18 protein-coding genes are annotated in these 23,667 nt (G+C 61.9%); 14 read left to right on the top strand and 4 right to left on the bottom strand.

The window, feature by feature from the left end; genetic code table 11:
* Positions 1–365 precede the first annotated feature (365 nt).
* Positions 366–1,376: a hypothetical protein gene (locus VIN30_RS10815; protein WP_338211505.1), complete on the top strand. Its 1,011-nt coding sequence runs from the start codon at positions 366–368 to the stop codon at positions 1,374–1,376.
* Positions 1,377–1,388: 12 nt separating this feature from the next.
* A complete protein-coding gene (locus VIN30_RS10810; RefSeq protein WP_338211504.1) occupies positions 1,389–1,949 on the top strand; it encodes a hypothetical protein in 561 nt (186 codons plus the stop codon).
* 895 nt (positions 1,950–2,844) lie between these two features.
* Here VIN30_RS10810 and VIN30_RS10805 read toward each other — a convergent pair.
* Positions 2,845–4,719, bottom strand: coding sequence for an FAD-dependent oxidoreductase (locus tag VIN30_RS10805; protein WP_338211503.1), 1,875 nt, complete (start codon positions 4,717–4,719; stop codon positions 2,845–2,847).
* A 287-nt stretch (positions 4,720–5,006) separates the two neighbouring features.
* On the opposite strand from VIN30_RS10805, the gene VIN30_RS10800 reads away from it, so the two are divergent.
* Both VIN30_RS10800 and VIN30_RS10795 read left to right on the top strand, forming a co-directional pair.
* Positions 5,007–6,479 carry a helix-turn-helix transcriptional regulator gene (locus VIN30_RS10800; RefSeq protein WP_338211502.1) on the top strand — a complete coding sequence of 491 codons (1,473 nt, stop codon included), beginning with the start codon at positions 5,007–5,009 and terminating at the stop codon, positions 6,477–6,479.
* Positions 6,480–6,734: 255 nt separating this feature from the next.
* Positions 6,735–7,670, top strand: coding sequence for a PLP-dependent cysteine synthase family protein (locus VIN30_RS10795; RefSeq protein WP_338211501.1), 936 nt, complete (start codon positions 6,735–6,737; stop codon positions 7,668–7,670).
* A gap of 73 nt (positions 7,671–7,743) precedes the next feature.
* Here the strand turns inward: VIN30_RS10795 and VIN30_RS10790 are convergent, their stop codons facing one another.
* From VIN30_RS10790 to VIN30_RS10780, 3 genes are all read right to left on the bottom strand, one after another.
* Positions 7,744–9,066, bottom strand: coding sequence for a HipA domain-containing protein (locus VIN30_RS10790; RefSeq protein ID WP_338211499.1), 1,323 nt, complete (start codon positions 9,064–9,066; stop codon positions 7,744–7,746).
* Positions 9,063–9,341, bottom strand: coding sequence for a helix-turn-helix domain-containing protein (locus VIN30_RS10785; protein ID WP_338211498.1), 279 nt, complete (start codon positions 9,339–9,341; stop codon positions 9,063–9,065). Before VIN30_RS10785 ends, VIN30_RS10790 begins: the two co-directional genes overlap by 4 nt.
* Positions 9,342–9,449: 108 nt before the next feature.
* A complete protein-coding gene (locus VIN30_RS10780; RefSeq protein WP_338211496.1) occupies positions 9,450–10,739 on the bottom strand; it encodes an isochorismatase family protein in 1,290 nt (429 codons plus the stop codon).
* A gap of 118 nt (positions 10,740–10,857) precedes the next feature.
* On the opposite strand from VIN30_RS10780, the gene VIN30_RS10775 reads away from it, so the two are divergent.
* The 10 genes from VIN30_RS10775 to uvrA all read left to right on the top strand — a co-directional run.
* Positions 10,858–11,796: an SPFH domain-containing protein gene (locus VIN30_RS10775; RefSeq protein WP_326423666.1), complete on the top strand. Its 939-nt coding sequence runs from the start codon at positions 10,858–10,860 to the stop codon at positions 11,794–11,796.
* 174 nt (positions 11,797–11,970) lie between these two features.
* Positions 11,971–12,318 (top strand): 50S ribosomal protein L19, encoded by a 348-nt coding sequence (rplS, locus tag VIN30_RS10770; RefSeq protein WP_326423665.1) that lies wholly within the window; start codon positions 11,971–11,973, stop codon positions 12,316–12,318.
* 117 nt (positions 12,319–12,435) lie between these two features.
* Positions 12,436–13,224 (top strand): ribonuclease HII, encoded by a 789-nt coding sequence (locus tag VIN30_RS10765; protein ID WP_338211506.1) that lies wholly within the window; start codon positions 12,436–12,438, stop codon positions 13,222–13,224.
* Between the two features lie 192 nt (positions 13,225–13,416).
* Positions 13,417–13,872 (top strand): YraN family protein, encoded by a 456-nt coding sequence (locus VIN30_RS10760; protein WP_338211495.1) that lies wholly within the window; start codon positions 13,417–13,419, stop codon positions 13,870–13,872.
* A 4-nt stretch (positions 13,873–13,876) separates the two neighbouring features.
* A complete protein-coding gene (locus VIN30_RS10755) occupies positions 13,877–15,382 on the top strand; it encodes a YifB family Mg chelatase-like AAA ATPase (protein ID WP_338211494.1) in 1,506 nt (501 codons plus the stop codon).
* Position 15,383: 1 nt separating this feature from the next.
* On the top strand, positions 15,384–16,340 hold the full coding sequence (dprA, locus tag VIN30_RS10750) for a DNA-processing protein DprA (protein WP_326423662.1): 957 nt from the start codon (positions 15,384–15,386) through the stop codon (positions 16,338–16,340).
* Positions 16,341–16,433: 93 nt separating this feature from the next.
* Entirely contained in the window at positions 16,434–17,789 is a 1,356-nt protein-coding gene (trmFO, locus tag VIN30_RS10745) for a methylenetetrahydrofolate--tRNA-(uracil(54)-C(5))-methyltransferase (FADH(2)-oxidizing) TrmFO (RefSeq protein WP_338211492.1), read from the top strand.
* Entirely contained in the window at positions 17,786–18,757 is a 972-nt protein-coding gene (locus tag VIN30_RS10740) for a tyrosine recombinase (protein WP_338211491.1), read from the top strand. Before trmFO ends, VIN30_RS10740 begins: the two co-directional genes overlap by 4 nt.
* Before the next feature lie 532 nt (positions 18,758–19,289).
* Positions 19,290–20,603 (top strand): MFS transporter, encoded by a 1,314-nt coding sequence (locus VIN30_RS10735; RefSeq protein WP_338211490.1) that lies wholly within the window; start codon positions 19,290–19,292, stop codon positions 20,601–20,603.
* A 182-nt stretch (positions 20,604–20,785) separates the two neighbouring features.
* On the top strand, positions 20,786–23,667 hold a 2,882-nt coding region (uvrA, locus tag VIN30_RS10730; RefSeq protein ID WP_338211489.1), incomplete at its 3' end, for an excinuclease ABC subunit UvrA.

Below are 23,667 nucleotides of genomic sequence, written 5' to 3'. Positions count from 1 at the left end.
CGAGTTCCACCACGCGACGGTCTACCCCTATGCTGTCGACTAGTCTCCAGACACACTTTTTGTCCTATAACCCCCAATTTTGGGGCCAATGTGATTGGAATGCGCCTCTTCGGAGTGCTCTGAAGCACCCCTATTTCCACGTATTGACCCCTAATGGCACATGAATAGGTGATACCTTCGGCAATACTTAACGGAGGTTGTCTAGCTAGACAGTGCGATATTAATGAAGAATAGCTACAAATGAGATAATTATCTGGAATCCAGCGAAATGCCTTAGAGATGCAGTAAGTCCAATAATCAGACCTATCTGATTAGTAGGCAAAGACGAGAGATTTCGTAAGCGTGATTAAAGAAGGGGTACCCCAATGACAGAACCACAGACGTTGTCTTTTGCCATAGCTGGTATTGAAGGAGAGTATCTGCTGGCTTTGAAGGAAGATGATATCGAGCAAGTTGAGATCAGCTGCATTGATAAAACATCATCAGACTTAGATAACCTCGATATCGCATGGTGCTTGCTCTGTTCTGCTGCTAGCGTCTTTCTTTCAACAAATAAGGCTGTTGAGAAATGGCTTGATGGCATACACAAGGCGGCTAGTGATTGTTATGGTGATTACGATTTTATTCAAAAGGCGCTAGGGGAAGTCTTTCATCATAAATCCGACTGGATGGACAAGATGATCTCGAGGGATTCTGACGAAACATATGTTGCTTTCCACAGATTGTTATGGGGGCATGATCCATTAGCGAAAGGTGAAGGTTTAGCTAACCTGTCTTTCAATCCAATCAAAATGATGATGCAACAAGAAGAATCAGAGAGAAGCGGACATGCTCTTTTTGGCGCAGTCCAAGCTATGCGACACTTACTAGCTGATACGTTTTCAAAACAGGGGTTGCCTCTTCCTGGATTGTCCTATTTGGATTACGAAAGATCTGATGGCAAGTCTTGGAACCACATCATTGATGTTGTACAAGAGTTTTCAGTAGAAACAACAGGAAACAAGGTTAAGGCGGAAGAGCTTTATCGTCATCTGTTTACCTTGCGAGCACAGGATATTGCCGGAGGAACTTTAACGATAATGCTTACGAAAGCTTATATTGCTTCTAGGCAACTTGAAGACACAATACGCATTAATCAGATCAAGTTGGTATCTTATTCAACTAGTTTTTTTGGTCAAGCGATTGTTGGTGCTGTACGGCAGAAGGGTGTCCCTTATATTAACTACCCGCTGGCGATAGCAATGGTCAAAGAGCTCGCAGGATTGTTTTATGAAAGCAATAGGCGGACGTACCTGTTAGGAAAAGAAACCGAGCGTCTTCACGGAGCTGCCCAAGAACAGCTAGCGCGACACGATAGGCTGCAGAGCCTCATATAGAAAGGCAAGTTTATGTACGACAAGATGATGATAGCAGTGGCAGGAGCTGTATGCGGTGTCGGGGGCTTTGTTGCTGGCTTCTTAGTGCGACAACCAGAAATCAACAAACTACAAGAACAGGTACATTGTTTGCAGCAGGATGTGGATCAGTTGACCCAGGCTGCGAGAGCACAGAATGATGAGATTGAACAACTCCTTGTGAACTATCGTGCACTTAGCATATTCAGTCTAAAACGCAAAAAGGAACTGAGGGATTCTATTCAGGATGAGCTGGTTTGCCAATATGCATCAAATGATTATCTAACCCTGCTTATGGACGTCGTTTCTACAGGTAAAGAAATGTCCTCCGAAGAGATAGATTTCTACAAGCAGTATGGAAAGATGCTTGAGGATAATGTAATCGATCAACGTGAGCTGGAGATTCTGCGGCCTATGATGATGGAGAAGCATGGCTGGGAAATTCAACGTTTGAAGGAATGTGACTTGCAGCCAGTGTTTGAGAGAATCAAACACTATAACGAAAGTAAGAAAGAAGAACGAAAGGCGTTCGGGCTGTTTCAGCTTAAGAAATAGGTTCAAAGAAGGACAGCTCGTGGTGCTACAAGTCAGCAACCTAGCAGACCACGAGCCGACAAGCTCTTTCCCTGAAAACATCCGCAAATAAAAGTACAGTGCAGAAGCTTCTCGTTGCTGCGAGAAATATCTAGAGCGACTCTCGGGGCTTTACTCCTTGCGGCTCGCTCCAAACAGGGACCGCATGCTCAAAACGTTGGCCAATATGACCACCTCCTAATATGGAGTATGTTAGAGCGCATCCATTATATAAGGCGTTATTTTGATTTTGGGGCTAAAAATGGGGCTAGCGTAGAGACAGCTATTTTCCTCTAAAGGCATCTAACGACATCAAGCGATCGAGATGCTCGACATAAGAAGTTAGTCCATTTTCATCTTCTATTTAAGCAAATACGGAAGAGCGGATTATAAAATGTTTTTAAGAACTCCCAGTTCAGAGACATAAAACTGAGGCATTATCAGCTAAGAGTTAAAGTAAAGATGGAAGCTTTAGCACTGATAGCTTAGTGACGGGTGACTAAAATCAGCTGCGTTCTGTCACGTCGGAGGTCGCGAGTTCGAGTCTCGTACATCCCGCCATTTAAATGCAAAAGCCCTCGATAATTCGAGGGCTTTTTTCGGAGAGCCTACCGCCGCGAATGGCGCCGGTATCATCAATGGGTTATGCTGAGTCGTGCCAGATCAGCGATGTATCCAGGCGTGAAGCTCATATGCCCGATGCCGTCAGGATAACACGAGGGAGTGCGGCAGAGCTCGTTGGGCATGATGAGGTTGGGACTACGGGGCTCAGGGGTTGAGGACTTGATTTCCCAGAGCATTTCGCCAGAAACGAAGTCGACGGAAATGACATCGGGGTGGCTGAGCGCTGGGAGGGAAACGCTCAGCCACGGCGACGCTAAAGGGAGAGTTCCTTGGCGATTACCTCAGCCATGTGATATCCGAACGTGCTCGCCGAGTCAAAGCCATAGCTGTATTTCAGACCATCCTTTTTCTCGATCGATCCCGCGGTGTCGCCTGCGGCGTACAAATGGGGGATGATCTCGTTGCCTTCGGTGAGTATGTGACAGTCTTCATCGATACGCAGACCATCGGTGGTGAGATAGAACGTCGGTGTCACTTCCACGCACCAAATACCATCGCGAGTCTCAATATAGGGACGCATAGCACGGCCAAAGCGGTCTGGCTCGCCGGACAGCGCATACCCATTGTTCTCGTCAATCTGAGCCTGCAGCTCTGGCAAATCGAGCTTTTCCGCAGCTTCGGCTACGCTTTCGTAATGCACGGCCTCGCCGCGTTCAAAAAGGCAGTTGTAGGTGTCAAAGCCGAGAAGCAAATTTTTGCGTGTGGTTTCGGCGGCGGTGCTGTCAAAGACAAGGAAGAAGCGATCGCCGTTAGACTCGTCCAGTTTCATCTCGGCGGTGTTCGAATGACTTACGCAGCTTCCAAGGTCGACGCCATGCGTGTTTACGAATAATCCGGGTGATGTCATGCCCGCGAAGGCGAGTTCAACGAGTCCCTTGCTCGACAAATAGGCGGGTAATTCGCCGTCACCGAACATGTCGATCACGCCACCAGCATCGATTCCCATTTGGATAACCTCTCCGGTAGAGGCTGAGGCGCAGTTGAAGAATTGTCCGGCATGGGTCGGGTAGTATTTCTTCACCATCTCCTCGTTCTTTGCAAATCCACCGCCAGTGAGGCACACGGCTTTGGCATGAATGGTGTACTCATTACCGTTTTCCCCTGATGCCTTCACGCCGACGATTTCGCCTGTTTCGTCTTTGATGAGTTCAGTAGCCGTTGTCGCGTAGAGGATTTTCGCGTTTGGGAATTTCTCGATACGTTCGGCGAGGAACATCATGGTGTAGCCAACGCCGCCCATGTACATGCCTGGAGCAAAGGAGAGTCCGTTGGCAACCGATGTGGCTCCCTCAAAGGTTCCCATGGTTCTGAATCCAACTCCTATGTCGCTAAGCCAATCGGCCATTGACCCTGCTTCGCCATACATAACTCGGCAGAAGGACAGGTCGCTGTCCTCGTTGCCGGGAAGAAGCTCGCCGCGCAAAGCCTCCATCTTCGCGTCGAGATTGCCCGTGGGGGTGTCCGAGAATTCGCCGGTCACGTCGTAAGCGTTTTGTCGACGCGACCCCGCGCTGATGATGCCGCCATAGGTCATCGCCATAGAGCCACCCGGGATATGGCGCTTCTCCACAACCGTCACCTGGGCACCGTGTTCTGCCAGCCTGGCCGCGGCGAAAAGGCCGGCTGTGCCGCCTCCGACGATAACCACATCGCAAGTCTCTTCGATCTTCTCGTTGGTTTTCTCAACGGTGATCTCTTCAGAGAAGTCATCGATGTTGTAGCCCGCAAGCTCAATGGCCTCGGTGACGGCGGTTTTGATGGCGTTACTTGAAATGGAGCAGCCGCGCACATTGGGCACATTGACGCTTTGGTGCTCTACGATAGCTGCCGGGATGCGGGCGCAAGCGTAGTTGCCTACACCGATGGTCTCGTTGTCGCGCACCACCTGGCAGGCGGCGATGGCGCCGTCGCGTAACGTGGTGGATACGTAAATCCAACTTTCATGGCCGAGGGCACGGGTGACGTAAACGCCATCGGTGGGTACTTCGGCTTTGGCGGGCTTGCCGTCCGACGAGGTGTCAGCTAGTTTGGCTGGCGCGGTGCATCCTGCAAGTGATGCCGCAGTGAGCGAGCCGGCTATGCCGACGGCTGTGTAAGCGAGAAGCTCGCGTCGTGAAATCTGCTCCATGGTTCCTTTCCTTTCTCGTTGATGCACTGCACCGGTGCGTCTCTCCCAGTCTCGGTGCGGAGAACAGTTGGAGTTCCGTCCTCCTTGTTTACTATGGGCGCCTTGCTTGATTTAGGCACGACCGAAAAGCGGTGGATTGTCGCCGAGGAACCCTTTCGAGGCCTACCGGTTTTCGGTAGTTTTTTAATTTCGAGGTCCCCATCAGGGGCGTTTCGACGCGATTGAGAAAGGGTTTGAGTGATGAGCCTCTCAAAATTGCTACAATGCGGAGGGAGGGAGGTGGCTTCATGCTGCGGCATTTATCGAAACCAGCTGTTCGGAACTTCTTCTACATAGCGATAGGCTTCGGGTTATATCGAGCCGCTTCAGCTCATTTCTACAGCACGGCCATGTCCACTACTTCAGTCAAAGTGGGGCTTGTGGCCGACATATCCTTCGTGGTGGCTTTCAATGCGGCTTCCTTGGTGGCCGGGTTGATGCTCGCGTTGTTTGCCGGATTGCGCGGGCAGGTGCCCGGACGTGTTCTTTATGGTGGCGCGACGATGAGTTTGGCGATCTCGTGGGTTCTCGTGTCGCCCCCTTTTACGTTGGCCGAGGGGCCTTTTGCCGTTGTCGCAGCTGGTGTTTTAGCGGGTGCCGCGCTCTCTGTATTGTATATTCTGTGGCTGGGGGTGTTTGCCGCTCAGGCGCAGGGGCGCCTAACCGCCTTCGAGATCATGATCGGTTATGTGATAGGCGGAGTGTTGGGGGTGGTGCTGTCCGAGGCGGCTCTGGCGATATCGGGAGTGCTGGCTCTGCTCATGATCGGTCTGTCCGTACCCGCATTCTTTTGGGCGTGGTGCCAGGAATCGCCACGGGCGCGCCTTCACCCCGAGATAAATTGGCGCAAGGTCGCGTCACTCATTCCCACCCTCGTCGCCTTCTTCGTGCTTGTGGGCGTGGTGGGCCTTTTTCACACGGGGTTGCTCGGATCGTCGTCTGAAGGTGCGGCCGGATCGCAGTCTACTTGGCCGTCGACGCTTGTCTCGACTCTTGTGGTGTTTGGGCTCGTTGTGTCTATGGGGGAGGGTCTGAAGCCCGAGTCTGTTTACAAGACGTGTTTCGCAGTAGTGATCGTAGTGCTCTCGCTACTGCCGTTTTCCGTTCATATTGCAGGTGTTCCCGTTGGTGCCATTGTCATTTTCTGCTACAAGGTGTGCAGTATGGTTATCCTGCTGTTTTTGGTGAACGAGACACGTCGATTGGGATGCCCCTATTGGGTGCTAGGGTCTTTCTTTATGATTGGATCGTGCTTGTTTCTCCTTGGAGGACTTGGCTTGGGCACTGTTCTCGGCCCCATGAGCGCTCGTTTGGATGTGTCGCTTATAACGATATTGTCGTTCGTGGGAATATATCCTCTGGCCATCGTTTTGCTGGCCCTCGCACGTCGAGAGGCACCGCAAAAAGACGCTATCGTGAAGGGGGTTGCTGGTGGTGACGACGCCTGCGGTTCCGCTGATTGCGGCCAGATGCTTGTCGAGGATGAGCGGGCCTCCGAAGTCGACCCGGTGCAAAAAGTGGCTGATGCTTATGGGTTGACCAAAAGAGAGCGGGAGATATTGGGGTATCTTGCGCGTGGTCGCTCTGCTCGCTTCATCGCCGAGGCGCTTGTTATCTCTGAGAATACGGCGTGGTTCCATATCAAGAAGATTTATGCGAAGACGGGCGTGCACGGCAAGCAAGAGCTCATGGATTTGGTTGAGGGGAACGCTGCCCGTTGAACTTCGTTTTCGGGGTGGGCCGTAGCGGGTATTCTGTTGAGGTCATCATTGTTTAATCGGCCAATATGAAGGGTTGCCCTTGATGGGAAGGGCTGGTCGTTTTACGGGTCCAATAAAGTGCAAGACAAAAGTTGTGCCGTCGAAGGCGTGGGTGGGGTTTCCGGCGGGTAGAGGACGGTCGACGCGGCACAGTGTGCGAGGCCTCATGTTAGAATGCGCTTCGAGAAATGATGACCCCGAAGGTGAGGGGATGCGATGATCTGCGAGAACGTTCTTGAAGCGGTGGGTGGCACGCCGCTTATTCGCCTGCGACACATGACCGGGCCCGATGATGCCCAGGTGCTCGTGAAGTTCGAGGGCGTGAATGTGGGCGGCTCGGTGAAGACGCGCACGGCGCTGCGCATGATCGAGGGGGCCGAGGAGCGCGGCGAGCTTTCGCCCGATTCCGTTATCGTCGAGCCGACGAGCGGCAACCAGGGCGTGGGGCTCGCGCTTGTGGCGGCGGTGAAGGGCTATGCGGCCCGCATTATCATGCCCGATTCCTGCTCGGTGGAGCGCCGGCGCATTATGGAGCACTACGGGGCCGAAGTGGTGTGCGTCCACGACGAGGGCGATATCGGCGCCTGCATCGAGGAGTGCATCGCCCTGGCCCAGCGGATGGCCGCCGAGGACCCGCGCGTGTTCGTGCCCCAGCAGTTCGTGAACCGCGACAATTTGGCGGCGCATTGCGAGGGAACGGCGGCCGAGATTCTGGCCGATGTGGAGGCGGCCGGTCTTTCCGTAGACGGGTTCTGCTCGGGGTTCGGCACGGGCGGCACTATTACGGGCATTGGAAGCGAGCTGCGGGCGGTCTTTCCCTCGGTGGAAATTTGGGCGGCCGAGCCCGAGCATGCGGCGCTGCTTTCCGGCGGCGCCATCGGCACCCATGTGCAGATGGGCATCGGCGACGGCATTATGCCCGCCATCATGGACACGTCGCTTATCGACGAGATCATCGTGGTGACCGACGACGAGGCCCTGGATTGCGCCCGGCGTCTGGCGCGGGAGGAGGGCCTGTTCTGCGGCATCTCCTCGGGCACCAACGTGGCGTGCGCCCTGCGCCTGGCCCGCAAGCTGGGCCCGGGCAAGACCGTGGTGACGCTGTCGCCCGACACGGGCGAGCGCTATTTTTCCACGCCGCTGTTCGAATAGCGATTTCCCAACGAGGGCATGAGCCGCTGGCTCCGATTTCGTGGTTGCACGCAAGATCGGAGCCAGCGTGCGTCTAAAAGCCGAATCGAGTAATGTCTACTGGTTTGAAATGTTTGCTATCGGTGCGAATATTTCTCTGGGCCGCGCTGCAGAGTGCATCGATACGAGGGATGAGCGTTTCGGCGATGCGCTCGATGCCCTTTTGAGGACCTGCGTCCTCAACGGCCAAGGGCAGATTCTTTCTCGCGAGCGTTGCCAGCTCTTCAGTACGGTTCGCCAAACTGGCGACATCGAGGGAATGCGTGGCCGCGAACCGCTCGATTGACGACTTCCGAAGCCAGCCCACACGATTCTCACCTCCGATGGACATGGCCAGGCGGTACGTCTTTCCCTTCTTCATGAATGGCGCGGCGCTTGCGACATCGTAAAGCGGTGCCAGCAGGCTTCTTCCCTGCGCCGGATGCAGCAGGGAGTAGTTTTTGGCATGGGCGTCGGTTGAAGCAGTCAGGTAATTGAACAGCAGCGCGTCAATGAACCGGCCGAGGCTGTTTCCCTCGGTTCCCTTCAGCAGCTCGATGAGCTCGATTGAGGAGGGACCGCCGTCTGCTGCGTATTTCCCCCCTGGCATGGTACCGGTCGCCTGACAGAGATCTTCCTGGTGAATTCTCGTGACATTCCCGCTGTCGGGCGCTGTGTAGCGGTCGTATCGGTCGATGACGATAGCATCCATGGCGCCGAATTTCGTTAGGGCAACCGAGGCGCAAGGAAGGCCGCATCGTTTGGCGAGCCGCATGGTTATGAACTCCACAATCGCCTGCCCCTCAAGGCCCCAGGCGCCAGGTTTGACGATTATGTTCGAGGCGCTTGCCCCCACGCACTCGTACCACGAGTCGTTGAATCTGCGCAGGGCGATCTTCGATTGCATGCCGCCGAGTGACCAATGCTCTTCGCTTTGCGTCCATGCGCGTGCTCGTTGCCGGTCTTCGTCTTCGACGAGCTTGCAAAGGCGCTCTCCCACTTGCTCGGGAGTCAGTTGCACGTAGGCGCGGGGAAGGCCGAGAAGGGATGGCAATTCATCGGGGTCCACCACTTGAACGGCCCCCGGTAAATCGAGGCCGAATCGCGCGAGAAGCGGGAAGACACCTGTGCTGCTGCCAGCCTCATCTGCCATGCCCTGTCGAACTTGCGTGTTGTCGGGGAGTAAGTTGTCGAACCACGCGAGGACGCGCTTTCCGCGGTACTCCTCTGTCGAGAAGGGCATGGCGAGCGAGAGATCGGGGCCTCGGTAGGTGCTGTCGTAGACGAAGGAGAGCTCGCCGTGGCGAGACATGATGAGCTGGCCGGCGTGCGAGTCGGCGAGAAATACCTCGAGGTGCTTCTCTGTGGCGCTCGTCATCGTGCTTCACCGTAGAGCGAGTCGAGGTAGCGTTCGATATCGAAGTCGTTTCGCTGGGGAGTCGGGCGAACGCCTCGCTCGATGGACAGGTCCCAGTTGGTGGCATTGAGAACGCGCTCGACGGTTCCCAGGGCGACTCGATCGGCTCCTCCTCCTTCAATGCGGGCGATGGTCGGGCGGCTCACTCCCGCAAGCTTCGCGAGGTCGGCTTGACTGAGGCCAAGCTCTTGGCGCCCCATGCGAACGCGTTCCGATAGATCCTCATTCAAAAGCACAGTTGCTCCTTATGCAAAAAATTTGATACATAGTATGGCACAAAAAAGCTGTTCCATTAGATTAACTAAAAGAAATGTAAAAAATATGATACAAGTCTCTGAAACTCGCTAGAGAACCATGGCTTCGAGGATGAGCTGGCAGCGGGTGCCGATGGGGGTCTTGTTGGCGTCGAGGAAGGCGCGAATCTCGGCACGGGGCAGCACAAAGGGCTCGATGAGCTCGGCCGATTCGGGAGCGGCGGCGCCTGCCGGCTCCACTTGGGCGAACACCACGTGCACGTTCTCCTCGGCAAGGCCGGTGGACGAGAATCCGGGCTGGGGGAGGGGTCGCACGGGTGAGGTCACGTCGGAGCGCAGCTGGTAGCCCGTCTCCTCGGCGAGCTCGCGGGCCACGGCTTCCTCCATGGACTCGCCCGCGTCGATAAGGCCGGCGGGCAGCGAGATGCACCAGGAGTTCAAAGGGTAGCGGAACTCGCGTTCCAGAAGCACCGAACCGTCGGGCAGCACGGGCACGATGCAGACGGCGTCGGGCACGGGCGCCTCGCCCGCGCCGAGGGCCGTAAGTGCCGCCTCGTAGCGTTCGGGGCCCTTGCGCGAGACACCCTCGTAGGTGTAGGGGCGCCCGTCGGGCAGTGTGTAGTGCAGCAGGTACTTGTTGATCCAGCCGGTGGAGACGGTCTCGATGGAGGCGAGCGCGGGCGTGGCGTTCTCGCTGCGAGGCTCGACCGGCATGGCCTGCTTCTCGGGTACGGCCTCTGCGCTTTGACGCCCTCGATCTGCGGCGCGGGTCGCGTCGCCCGCGATGTCGCGCACGGTTTCCAGGCCCCGCTCCGCCAGGGTGCCGGCCGTGATGATCTGGCAGCCGACGAAGGCCATATCCTCCAGGTTGGCCTCCTGCACCGCCGGCGTGCGCGAGGAGGTGGCGTCGGCGAGTACCACGACGTTGTAGCCGAGTGCCATGGCGTCGTAGGCCGTTGAGCGCACGCAGTTGGGCGTGGTGGTGCCGGCGAGCACGACGGTGCGCATGCCCGCGGCGGCCAGGCGCTCGTGCAGGCCGGTGCCGAAGAAGGCCGACCAGCTCGGCTTTATGACGACGGTCTCGCTGGGAAGCGGCTCGAGCTCGGGCGGGCAGGCGAGGCTTTCCGGCCACGCCGACGAGAGGGGCTTCCCTCCTTCCGCCCACGTTGCGTAGCGCACCGCTTCCACATCGCTGCCGTCTTCCGCATATTCGCGTCGCACGTGGAAAACGGCCATGCCGAGGCTGCGCGCGGCAGCGAGCGCCTGCGCGCAGGCGGGAATCGTCGCGGCGGCTCCCGCGATGCACAGAGGCGAGGCGGCATCGATGAACCCCTGTTGCATGTCGATGACGATGAGCGCTGCGCGGGCTGGTTCTATCATGAAGGGACCTTTCGGATGGGGATCGACCGGGGTATGCGCCGGTGTCGCTGGCCGGCGCGGGACAATGGTATACTGCCACCAATACCCTCACCGCGCAACTCAGAGAAAGGGAGTTCCCATGATCCTACTCGGCATTATCATCGTACTGCTGGTGGTGCTGGCGCCGCAGATCTTCTTCATCGTGCCGCAGCAGAACGTCTACATCATCGAGCGGCTCGGCAAGTTCAACCGCACCGTGGGCGCGGGCCTGAACATCAAGATCCCGTTCTTCGAGACCGTGGCCGCCAAGGTGGACATGCGCACGCGCCAGGAGCAGTTCACCATCGATGCGAAGACCCGCGACAACGTGACAGTCACCATGGCCATCGCCGCGCAGTACCGCGTGAGCGCCCAGCCGGCGGCCCAGGGGCAGCCCTCGGGCGTGTGGCGCAGCTATTATATGCTGGCCAACCCCACGGCCCAGATGCGCTCCTACCTCATCGACGCCCTTCGCTCCAGCGTGCCCCAGTATACGCTCGACGAGGTGTTCGACAAGAAGGATGCCATCGCATCGGATGTGAACCAGACGGTGTCGGGGCTTATGGTGGCCTACGGCTACGATGTGGTGAGCACCCTCATCACGGCCATCGACCTGCCGGCCGATGTGGAGCAGTCCATGAACCGCATCAACTCCGCCCAGCGCGAGAAGGAGGCCGCCCAGTCGCTCGCCGAGGCCGAGCGCATCAAGGTGGTCACCGAGGCCCGCGCCCGCGCCGAGGCCATGGAGCAGGCCGGCCGCGGCATCGCCGCCCAACGCAAGGCCATCGCCGACGGCATTTCCGAATCGCTCGCGGTCATCAAGAGCTCGGGCGTGTCGGCCGCCGAGGCCAACCAGCTGTTCATCTTCACCCAGTGGACCGACATGATGAGCGAGTTCGCCCGCAACGGCCGCCAGTCCACGGTGGTGCTGCCGAGCGATTTCACGGCCACGGCCAGCATGTTCGAGCAGATGCTCGTGGCTCAGGAGAGCGACGGCGCCGACGAGTTCGTCATTGTTGAGGAGCGCCCGGGCGCCTAAGGGACGGCGCCCCTCGGCGGTCTTTCGGCGACCATGCGTGCCGCTTGCGTGAATTTTCGCCAAGGGTGGGGAAAATTCCCCTTGCGCAGCCTGTAGGGGGGCGATATACTGTCAAATCGCGTCCAAACTAAAACGACCAAGACCATTGAGCAGTAATAGAGTAGGAAAAGGCAGATGGATATCATTCGCGCTATCGAGCAGCAGCAGATCAAGCAGGACCTCCCCGAGTTCAACGTGGGCGACAACGTGAAGGTCCACTACCGCATCACCGAGGGCAACCGCGAGCGTATCCAGGTGTTCCAGGGCGACGTCATCCGTCGTCAGGGCGCCTCGGTTCGCGAGACCTTCACCGTGCGCAAGATCAGCTTCTCCATCGGTGTGGAGCGTACCTTCCCGGTGCATTCCCCGAAGATCGAGAAGATCGAGGTGACCCGCAAGGGCGACGTGCGTCGCGCCAAGCTGTACTACCTGCGCAACAAGGTGGGCAAGGCCGCCAAGATCAAGGAGAAGGCGTTCCGCTAGGCCTTTATCCTATTTGCAATGCAGAGGGCTCCTTCGGGGGCCCTTTTTCTTGAGCGGACCCGCTGCCGTGGGAGGGCCGGGTCCGGTTTCGCGTGAGAAGGAGAGGAGCGCGCGGTGATCGATCTGACGGTCTCCGAGATTCGAAGTAAGCTGCAGGCGGCCACGGCCGACGAGTTCGCCGTGCTGGAGCGGTCGCTGGTGGCCGACACGCGCAAGGGCGTACGCCAGGCGGTGGAAGTGGCCCGGCGCCGTCTGGAGGCGGAGGCGGCCGAAGAGCGCCGTCTGGCCGGTCTGTACGCCTTCGAGCGCGAGATGGCCGAGGCCCACGGCGGCAGCGTGGTGCTGGGGCTCGATGAGGTGGGCCGCGGTCCTCTGGCCGGTCCCTTGGCCGTGGGCGGCGTGGTGCTAGGCGACGGCGCTCCCATCGCGGGCCTGAACGATTCGAAGCAGGTGGCGCCCGAGGCCCGTGAGCTGATTGCGGCTCAGGTGCGCGAGGAGGCTCGCGCCTGGACGGTTCAGTACGTGGAGCCGGAGGAGATCGACCGTATGGGCATGACGGCGGCGCTGCGCATGGCCTTCCAGCGGGCCATCTGCGCCGTGGAGGAGGCCGGCATCTCCGTGGACGTGGTGCTGTTGGACGGCAACCCGCTGCACGTGGACGAACGCGAGGTGAACGTGGTGAAGGGCGATGGCAAGTGCGCCTCCATCGCCGCGGCGTCGCTGGTGGCCAAGGTGGCCCGCGATAAGCTGATGGAGGAATACGACGTCCAATACCCCGGTTACGGGTTCGCCTCCAATAAGGGCTACGGTTCGGAGGGTCACGCCACGGCTATTCGCGAACGCGGGCTGACGCCCATTCACCGGCGCAGCTTCTGCGGGGCCTTCGCCCAGGAGACCCTGTTCTAGCGGGACATTGTGACTCGCGGCCGACAAGCGGGAGGCTCGTTGTCGGCCGTAGAGGCGGCACCTGGGCGCATCGCGGGCGGTTCTTTCCCGACAATCGTGCGGCGGCGCGCCGAATGAGGGCCGACGGTTCCCGAGACGGAACTGCGACAGTGCTCCTGTAGGCTGCTCCTATCAGAGAAAGGAGCAGCTGTCATGGACGAGCTAACCTATATCGACGAGGATGCTGCCGCGTTGCCGCCTGTGTCCGACGAGGGTGCGGATGCCGCCGGTTTAAGACGGCGCGGCGATGAGAACCGCGCCCTGGGAGCCCGCGGCGAGGCGGCCGCGGTGCGGTTTCTCACGCGGCGCGGCTACCGCATTCTGGAACGCAACTGGACGTGCTTCGCCGGCGAGGCCGATATCATCGCTTTGCGCGACGACGCACTGGCCTTCATAGAGGTGAAAACGCGGCGCAGCACGGCCAAGGGCTTTCCCGCCGAGGCCGTCAACCCGGCCAAGCGCGAGAAGTACGAGCGCATCGCCCTGGCCTATGTGAGGGACCACTTCCTCGGCGAGGCCGTCGTGCGCTTCGATGTGGTGTCCGTGGTGGCGCTTCCGGGCGAGCGGGCCTTCGTCCGCCATCATATCGGCGCCTACTCGGCGGCATAGCGTCATGAAACTCGGACAGTGCGCGGTGATGAGCGCGACGGTGCGGGGCGTCGAGGTGGTGCCCGTTGCCGTGGAGGTAGTGGTGTCGGGCGGCTTGCCGGGGGTGTCCATTGTCGGCATGCCTGATGCCGCCATCCAGGAGGCGCGGGAGCGGGTGCGGGCGGCCCTGCGCGCCTCCGGCTTCACGATGCCCAACGAGAAGGTGGTCGTCAACCTGGCACCCGGTAACTTGAAGAAGACCGGCTCGGGGTTCGATCTGCCCATCGCCATGGGCATTCTGGCCGCGACCCAGCAGATCGATCCCGCCTGGGCGCGCGATACGCTGTATGTGGGAGAGCTGGCGCTGGACGGCCGGGTGCGGGCGGTGCCGGGGGCATTGGCCTGCGCCATCTGCGCCCGATCGCTCGGCGTCGATTTCGTGTGCGCTGCCGACAGCGATCCGGTTCCCTTGGACGATGTGCGTATTTTCTCCCTGGGGCATATGGGGGAGGCGGCCCGCGAAGGGGGAGCCGCTGCTGCTCTGGCTCCTCATCGCCGCGCCCCCCGGGCGGTTCGGTGCGAGCCGATGCCCGACTACGGGGAGGTGTCGGGGCACGAGGTGGCCAAGCGCGCGTTCCAGATAGCGGCGGCCGGGGGTCATGGGCTGCTGATGATGGGGCCGCCCGGATCGGGCAAGACGATGCTCGCCTCGTGCATGCCCTCCATTCTGCCGTCCCTGTCGGCTGACGAGATGCTGGAGGCGGCCGTGGTGCACTCGGTTGCCGGCGAGCCCATCGAGTCGGTTATCGGGGGCATGCGCCCCTTCCGCAGCCCCCATCACAGCGCCTCGCTGGCCGGACTCGTGGGCGGCGGCAGTCCCATTCGGCCCGGCGAGATATCCCTGGCTCATCAAGGAGTGTTGTTCCTCGACGAGCTGCCGGAGTTCCGAACGTCGGTGCTGCAGGGCATTCGCCAGCCTTTGGAGGCCGGCTCGGTGACCATCACCCGGGCCGATGGCAACGTGCTGTTCCCGGCGCGCTTCATGCTGGTGGCGGCAGCCAATCCGTGCCCCTGCGGCTATTTCGGGGACGAGGACCACGACTGCACCTGCACGGTTCCCCAGATTCGCACCTATCAGAACCGCATCGGCGGTCCCCTGATGGACCGCATCGACATCCACCTGGACGTGCATCGCACGGCGCCGGCCCAGGTATTGGCCTCAGAGCGGGGCACGTCTTCGGAGGAGCTGCGCGTTGGGGTGATGCAGGCGCGCGCCTTCGCCGCATGGAGGCGGGAACGAGGGATGGCCGACGGGAGGGCCGGGTTGGCGGAGCGGCATGCGGTAACCGACGAGGGGCGTGCGTTTCTCGTGTCGGTGGCCGAGCTGCACGCCATGAGCGGGCGGGCTATCGCGCGCGTTGCAGGCGTGGCGCGCACCATAGCCGATATGGACGAATCGGAGACTGTGAGTAGCGAGCATCTCGCCGAAGCGGTGGGCTATCGCGTTCGCAGTGGGGTAGGAGGTTGTTGATATGCCGGTGAGGTCTATGAGATTGGACGGCGAGCGCTTCGAGCTTACGACGGAGGATGCGGGTTTCCCGACGCTGCTGCGAACGGTGCCCAAGCCGCCCGCGCGTCTGTACGGTGTGGGGAGCCCCGCTGCGCTGCGCGCGGGTTTGGCCGTGGTGGGGGCCCGTCGGGCTACCCCCTACGGCCGGTCGGTGGCCAAACGCTTCGCCGGCATGGCCGCTGAAAGGGGCATCGTGATCGTGTCGGGAGGCGCCCGGGGCTGCGATGCGGTGGCGCACGAGGCGGCCCTGGCGGCGGGATGTCCCACCGTGGCGTTCCTCGGCGGGGGCTGCGACCAGCTGTATCCCGCGGAGCACGCGGGCCTCTTCCAGCGCATCGTCGATGGGGGAGGTGCGGTGGTGTCCGAGCAGCCGTGGGATTTCGTACCGCTGCCCTACACCTTCCGTGAGCGCAATCGACTCATTGCCGGCCTGTCGCGCGCCACGCTTATAGTGGAGGCGGGCCTGCCCTCGGGCACCTTCTCCACGGCCGACGAGGCCTTGGCTGCGGGTCGCGAGGTGTGGGTGGTGCCCGGTGCCATCACTTCGGAGAACTCCCGCGGCGCCAACCGGCTGCTGTACCAGGGTGCGCAGCCCATCGTGGACGAGGAGTCCTTCGCGGATGCGCTGTTCTCGGCCTACGGCTGCCTGAAGCAGGAAGATGCCGTGGCGGAAGCGGGCGGCGATGCCGATGTGACACCGCCCCCGTCGCCCGAGCGGGTGCTGCTGGAGGCGCTGCGGGCCGAGCCGCTGGGCATGGAGGCTCTGCGCAACCTCGCTCAGGCCCAGCGGCCTTCCGGCGATGCGCTCACGTGGCTGATGGTGTGGCTGGCCACGGCCCAGCGCGACGGTCTCATCGCCCAATACCCCGACGGCCGCTATGGCCCTCGACTGCGTGCCGAGACGGGGAGGCGTCGATGAATCGTGCGGTTTCGGCGGCATGGGGCGCTCCGGCCCGATTGACGGGGCTGAGCGTGCCGTTATTTGGTATCCTGTTGAGCTATGACATACCTTGTGACCATAGTGGGCGGCGGTCTGGCGGGCAGCGAGGCGGCCTTGGACTTGGCGGATCGCGGCGTCGCGGTGCGGCTGGTGGAGATGCGTCCGCAGCATCCGACTCCCGTGCACCATACCGGCGACTTGGCCGAGCTCGTCTGCTCCAACTCGCTCAAGAGCACCAAACCCGACAGCGCTGCCGGTTTGCTGAAGCAGGAGCTGGCGGCTTTGGGATCGCCCCTGATCGCGGCGGCGCGCACCTGCGCGGTGCCGGCGGGGGGCGCCCTGGCTGTGGACCGGACCCTGTTCTCGAAGGCCATCACCGACCGGGTGGAGGCCCATCCCCTCATCCAGCTGGTGCGCGAGGAGGTCGAGGATGTGGCGACACTATGCCGGTCGGCCGATGCGGTGGTGTTGGCGAGCGGTCCGCTTACCTCCGATGCCCTGTCGTCGTCGCTTATGGACCTCACGGGGCGCGACGCCCTGGCCTTCTACGACGCGGCGGCGCCGGTGGTGATGGCCGATTCCATCGATCGGGAGAAGGTGTTTTGCCAGAGCCGCTACGAGGACGCGGCCGCAGGCGGCGACTACCTGAACGCGCCGTTCACCCGCGAGGAATACGAGCGGTTCATCGACGAGCTGCTGGCGGCCGAGCGCGTCATCGCGAAGGACTTCGAGAGCCGCGATCTGTTCCAGGCCTGCCAGCCCATCGAGGAGATCGCCCGGGCCGGCCGAGACGCGCCGCGCTTCGGCAGCTTGAAGCCGGTGGGTTTGACCGATCCCCGTACCGGGCGTCGTCCCTGGGCAGCTCTGCAGCTGCGGGTCGAGGACGCCTGCGGCCAGAGCTACAACCTCGTCGGGTTCCAGACCAACCTCACCTTCCCCGAGCAGCGCCGCGTGTTCCGCCTCATTCCCGGGCTTGAGAACGCCGAGTTCGCTCGCTACGGGGTGATGCACCGCAACACGTTCATTGATGCTCCGCATCTGCTGGACGACCATGGGCGTCTGCGCACGCCTCGTGCCGAGGCCCTGGCGGCTCCCGTTTACGTGGCCGGCCAGCTCGCCGGCACCGAGGGCTACTGCGAGGCCATTCGCTCGGGGCTGCACGTGGCCCTGGCTGTGGCGGCCGATTTGCGCGGCGTCTCGTTGCCGCCGCTGCCCGTCGACACGGTGTACGGGGCTTTGCTGTCCTACGCCGCCGACCCCGCCACGGCCGACTACCAGCCCATGCACGTGAACTTCGGCATCATGCGTCCGCTGGAGCCCCCCGTGCGCAACAAGCGCGAGCGCTACGGGGCCTATGCGGCCCGCGCCACCGCCGCACTCGGGGGCTATCGGGAGGCATTGGACGCCGCCGGTCTGATGCCGCGATGACGGGGGAGCGCGCATCCAGCGCCGATGCGTCCGGCAGCGATCTGCGCGATCTTCCCGGCGGTCGGGATGTGGACCCGTTCTGCGCGGCCCTGGCGGTCGAGCGGGGGGCGTCGCCGCATACGGTGCGCGCCTACCGCGACGACGTGCTGGCCTATCTGCGCTGGGCGCGTCGACAGGGGGTCGATCCGCATCGGGCCACCTATCGTCAGCTGCGACGGTATCTGGCCGAGCTGGACCAGGCCCGCTACGCCCGCACCACCATCAAACGGCACCTGTCGGCGCTGCGGTCGTTCTACCGCTGGCTGAACCGCACCGGCCGCGCCGCCGTGGATCCGGCTTGCGTGGCCCAGGCCCCGAAGGGGGAGCGTCGGCTGCCGAAGGTCATCACCAACGCCGATATGGTCACGTTGCTGGGAGTGTTCGGCGACGAGGACGCCTTCGGCGAGCCCCGCGCGCAGACGCCCCAGGAGGTGCGCGATACGGCCATCCTGGAGTTCCTGTTCTCATGCGGTGCGCGCGTGTCGGAGGCGTCGGGGCTGCTGACGGCCTGGGTGGACTTTCCGGCCCGCGAGGTGAAGGTGTTCGGCAAGCGGGCCAAGGAGCGCATCGTTCCGCTGTCCCGCGCCGGTGCGCAGGCCATGGAGCGCTATGCGCATGAGGCGCGGCCCCTGCTGCTGAACGGGCGGGCGAGCGACTACTTCTTCGTGTCCAGCCGGGGCAATCCCGTCAGCCCCGATGCCATCCGCAAGATGTTCAAGCGTGCCCTGCGCGTGGCCGGTCTGGACGAGAGCCTGTCGCCTCACGCCATGCGCCACTCCTTCGCCACCGATCTTCTGGATGGGGGCGCCGATTTGCGCAGCGTGCAGGAGATGCTGGGTCATGCGAGCCTGTCCACTACGCAGATCTACACCCATGTGAGCCCCGATCGTCTGAAGGAAATCCACAAGCTCGCCCATCCCCGAGCGTAGCGCTTCCCGATGCCTCGGGCGGTGAATTGACGAGGTGCTGACATTCCCGTGCCGTAGGCGTTTCGCCGCGGTTGCGGGCCTTCTACGGATGATCATCCCGCTCGGCAATAAAGGATGCGGCGTGGGAAAATGCCCCTGAAAGTTCTCGTGGGACGTGCCGAGGGCCGTCCTCGATCGAAGGGAGGGGCCATGAGTCGCAAGAAGGCGAAGATGCTGTTCTGGGCGGCGCTCGTCGTGCTCGCCTACATCCCTTACCTCATGCAGTCGGCCGGCCACGCCATCATGTAGCCGGGCCCGGTCTGCTTGCAGGGGCGGTATGCGCAGGGGCCTGCGAGGCGGGCGGTTCTTCCCGACGGCCGACGGTGTTGCGACGGTGGGTTTCCAGCGGCTTGCGGAGCTGTTTCATCGCTGAGTGGCGAACTTCGGATTTCCTCTTGAATTCTGCATGCGCGAGGTTCATACTGCTCGCACCCTTTCGGGATTTCCGTTCCCGGAAGGCGGGCTGGCACATCTCGTCTCAACGGAGGAAAGGATGCACAAAGAGGAGCTCACCGACGGGCAGTCGCTGCGCGGATTCGCGCTGGCCACCATTGCGTTTCTGGCTATCTTCGCCGCTACGGCAGTGCCCATCCCGCTTTACGCCGACTATCAGGTTGCCATCGGGCTTACCACCGCCGATATCTCGAACACGATGCTCACCTATCTGACCGGTGTGACTCTGACGCTCCTGCTGGCCGGTCGCATTTCCGACGCGCTCGGGCGCACACCCGTTACCAGCCTCACGCTGATGCTCGCCATTCTCGGCTGCATCATGTTCATGACGGCCGACAGCGGTGCGGCGGTGCTGTCGGCGCGCTTCGTTCAGGGGCTTTCCGCGGGTCTCGGCATGAGCGCGGTGTCGGCCCTCGTCATCGATTGCGTGGGCGAGAAGCACCTGGGCTGGGGGTCGGCGGTGGCCAGCTGTGGGGCCATGGTCGGCATTATGATCGGATCGGTGGGCGTGGGCGTGCTGTACGACCTGGTGCCGAACACGGTCGTGCTGTACGGCATCATGATCGCTATTCTGGCCGTGTGCCTGTTCCTCATGCCCGTGGTTCACGAGCCGCTGGACCAGACGCTCTCGCTGCGCGCCGTCATCCGGGTGCGCATCTACGTTCCCAGCGACAACCGGCGCCTGTTTGCCGTAGTGGCCGTGTGCTATCTGGGTACCTGGCTCGTGTCCTGCTTCTTCCAGTCGTTCGCGGCGCCCATCGCGCGCCAGTGCTTCGGCGAGACCTCTCCTCTGGCCGGTTCCATCATCCTGGCCCTCATCATGGCGCCGTCGCTCATCGGCGGTCCTCTCGTGCAGCGCTTCGAGCCTAGGCGCACCCTCGTTATCGCCATGACGGCTGTGACGGCCGCCACTGCCGGCATGGCGATTTTCGTCGTCCTGGGAACCGAGCTGCTGTTCATGGCTGATTGCGCCGTGTTCAGCCTCGCCATGGGCGTGGCGGTGTCCGTATCGCTGCGCCTGCTGCTTCTGCATGTGAGCGTGCTGCGCGTGTCGGCTATTCTCGCCTCGGTGAATCTGGTGGCCTACGCCGGGTCGGCGGTGACGGGCGTGCTCTGCGGCATCCTTCTGGGGGCCTCTTCGTTCGCGGTGGTGTTCGCCGCTATGGCCGTGGTGCTGGTGGGGGCCAGCCTGTTCGTGGCGGCCAGCCTGCGCGCGCCCCATGAGAAGAAGAAGGACGGCCGGCTCACCCTGCACCGCTTCCACAAGACGCGAGCCGCGGGCGCCTCGGCCGCTGTGGTGGAGCCGACGAGCGTCGAGAGCGCCTGCGAGGAGACGGCTCCTGCTCTTTCATAGAAGGCTGCTCATATAACCTCAGCCATCATCTATGCAAAATCCGTGAACGCGAACAGAAGTTCCCTAAACTGCTGGAACGGACCCCTTTGAGTCGGTAAAATACACAGACGAAACAAAGGAAATCGGCAGCGGGCCGCCCAGGCGGGGCCCGTTGCTTCATGTCTGTGAAGGAAATGCATTCAATGGCCAACGAAATCGTCATCAAGGGTGCCCGCGAGCACAATCTGAAGGATGTCGACCTCACCATCCCGCGTGACGAGCTGGTGGTGGTCACAGGCCTTTCGGGCTCGGGCAAGTCGAGCCTTGCCTTCGACACCATGTACGCCGAGGGCCAGCGCCGTTACGTGGAGAGCCTCTCCAGCTACGCGCGCATGTTCTTAGGCCAGATGTCCAAGCCCGATGTGGACTCCATCGACGGCCTGTCGCCGGCGGTATCCATCGACCAGAAGACCACGTCGAAGAACCCGCGCTCCACCGTGGGCACCACCACGGAAATCTACGACTACCTGCGCCTTCTGTTCGCGCGTGTGGGCGTGCCCCACTGCCCGGAGTGCGGCCGCGAGATCAAGAAGCAGACCACCGACCAGGTGACCGACGAGATTTTGCGCCTCGGTGATAAGGCCCAGGGCGAGGCAACCCGTGCCATCCTCATGGCGCCGGTGGTGGCCGGGCGCAAGGGCGAGTTCACGAAGCTCTTCGCCGATCTGCAGAAGGAGGGCTTCTCCCGCGTGCGCATCGACGGCGAGATCGTGAAGCTGACCGGCGAGCCCCTTACCCTGAACAAGAAGATCAAGCACTTCATCGACGTGGTGGTGGACCGCGTCACGTTGAAGGAGTCGGCCACGAGCCGCATCGCCGAGGCAGTGGAGCTGGCCTGCAAGCTGGCGAGCGGGCGCGTGCTCGTGCAGGTGCTCGGGCCTGATGGCTTGCCGCTCGGCGAGGCCGGCGGCACGTCCTCGGGTGCTACGGGCGGCTTAGGGGAGGGGGAGCACCTCTTCTCGCTGGCGCTCGCGTGCCCCGAGCACGGGCACTCCATGGACGAGCTGCAGCCGCGCGACTTCTCCTTCAACGCACCCTACGGCGCCTGCCCCGATTGCCTCGGCATCGGCAGCCGCGACGAGGTGGATCCCTCGCTCGTGGTGCCCGACCCCTCGCTCACCTTGAACGAGGGCGTCATCGCACCGTTCAAGAGCGGCAACTACTATCCGCAGGTGCTGCGCGCCGTGGCCCAGCACGTGGGTACCGACGCCGATACCCCCTGGGAGGACATGCCCAAGAAGGCCCAGAAAGCCATCATGAACGGCCTCGGTACCGAGAAGGTGCGCGTGGACTACCGTACCGTGGACGGCCGCGACACCTACTGGTACATCGAGTGGGAAGGTGTGCTGGGAGCCGTGAAGCGCCGCTATCAGGAGGCCCAGTCCGACGCCCAGCGCGAGAAGCTGGCGGCCTACTTCGCCACGGTGCCCTGCGAGACCTGCGGCGGCAAGCGTTTGAAGCCGGAGATTCTAGCGGTTACCGTGGACGGCCGGTCCATCCACGACGTTACCGAGATGTCGGCGGTGGAGTCGTTGGGCTTCTTCGAGGGGCTGCACTTCACGGGCCAGGCCGCGGTCATCGCGCTGCCCATCGTGAAGGAGATCCGCGAGCGGCTGCGCTTCCTCGTAGATGTGGGACTCGACTACCTCACCCTGGATCGGGCTACGGCCACGCTCTCGGGCGGTGAGGCCCAGCGCATTCGCCTGGCCACCCAGATCGGCGCCGGCCTTATGGGCGTGCTCTACATTCTGGACGAGCCCTCCATCGGCCTGCACCAGCGCGACAACGAGCGGCTTATCGCCACCCTGGAGCGTCTGCGCGATCTGGGGAACACGGTCGTGGTGGTGGAGCACGACGAGGATACCATCCGCGCCGCCGACTTCGTGGTGGACATGGGCCCGGGCGCCGGCGAGCACGGCGGCCACGTGATTGCTGCGGGCACGCCGGCCGAGGTGATGGCCACGGAAGGCTCCATCACGGCCGACTATCTGTCGGGGCGCCGCCGCATCGAGGTGCCGGCGGAGCGCCGTCATCCCAAGCGCGGCTCGGTGAAGATGACCGGTGCCACCGAGAACAACCTGCAGAACGTCACGCTGGAGGTGCCCATCGGCACGCTCACGGTGATCACCGGCGTGTCCGGCTCGGGCAAGAGCTCGCTTGTCACCGATACGCTGGCTCCGGCGCTGGCGAACCGCCTGAACCACGCGCACCGCCGCACGGGGCCCTACCGCAAGATCACGGGGCTCGATAAGCTGGACAAGGTCATCAACATCGATCAGAGCCCCATCGGGCGTACCCCGCGTTCGAACCCGGCCACCTACATCGGGCTGTGGGACGACATCCGCGCGCTGTTCGCCAGCACGCAGGAGGCCAAGGCCCGCGGCTACGCGCCGGGGCGCTTCTCGTTCAACGTGAGCGGCGGCCGCTGCGAGGCATGCAAGGGCGACGGCCAGATTAAGATCGAGATGCACTTCCTGCCCGATGTGTACGTGCCCTGCGAGGTGTGCAACGGCGAGCGCTACAACCGCGAGACGCTGCAGGTGACCTACCGCGGCAAGAACATCTCGGAAGTGCTCGACATGACCGTGGAGGACGCTCTGGCGTTCTTCGAGAACATCCCGGGCATCCGTCGCAAGCTGCAGACGCTCTTCGACGTGGGTCTCGGCTACATTCGCCTGGGACAGCCCGCCACCACGCTTTCCGGTGGCGAGGCCCAGCGCGTGAAGCTGGCCAGCGAGCTGCAGAAGCGCCAGTCGGGCAAGACCTTCTACATCTTGGACGAGCCCACCACGGGCCTGCACTTCGAAGATGTGCGCCAGCTGCTCGAGGTGCTGCAGCGCCTGGTGGACGCCGGCAACACGGTGCTCGTCATCGAGCACAACCTGGATGTCATCAAGTGCGCCGACCATATCGTGGATCTGGGGCCCGAGGGCGGCGACAAGGGCGGCACCATTGTAGCCCAGGGCACGCCCGAGGAGGTGGCCGAGGTGGAAGGCTCGCACACGGGCCGCTTCGTGAAGCGCAT

The sequence above is a fragment of the Adlercreutzia wanghongyangiae genome (assembly GCF_035989245.1).
Classification (GTDB): Bacteria; Actinomycetota; Coriobacteriia; order Coriobacteriales; family Eggerthellaceae; genus Adlercreutzia; species Adlercreutzia wanghongyangiae.
The sequence above is the reverse complement of the archived record's forward strand: the minus strand, read 5'-3'. Positions and strand labels throughout refer to the sequence as shown.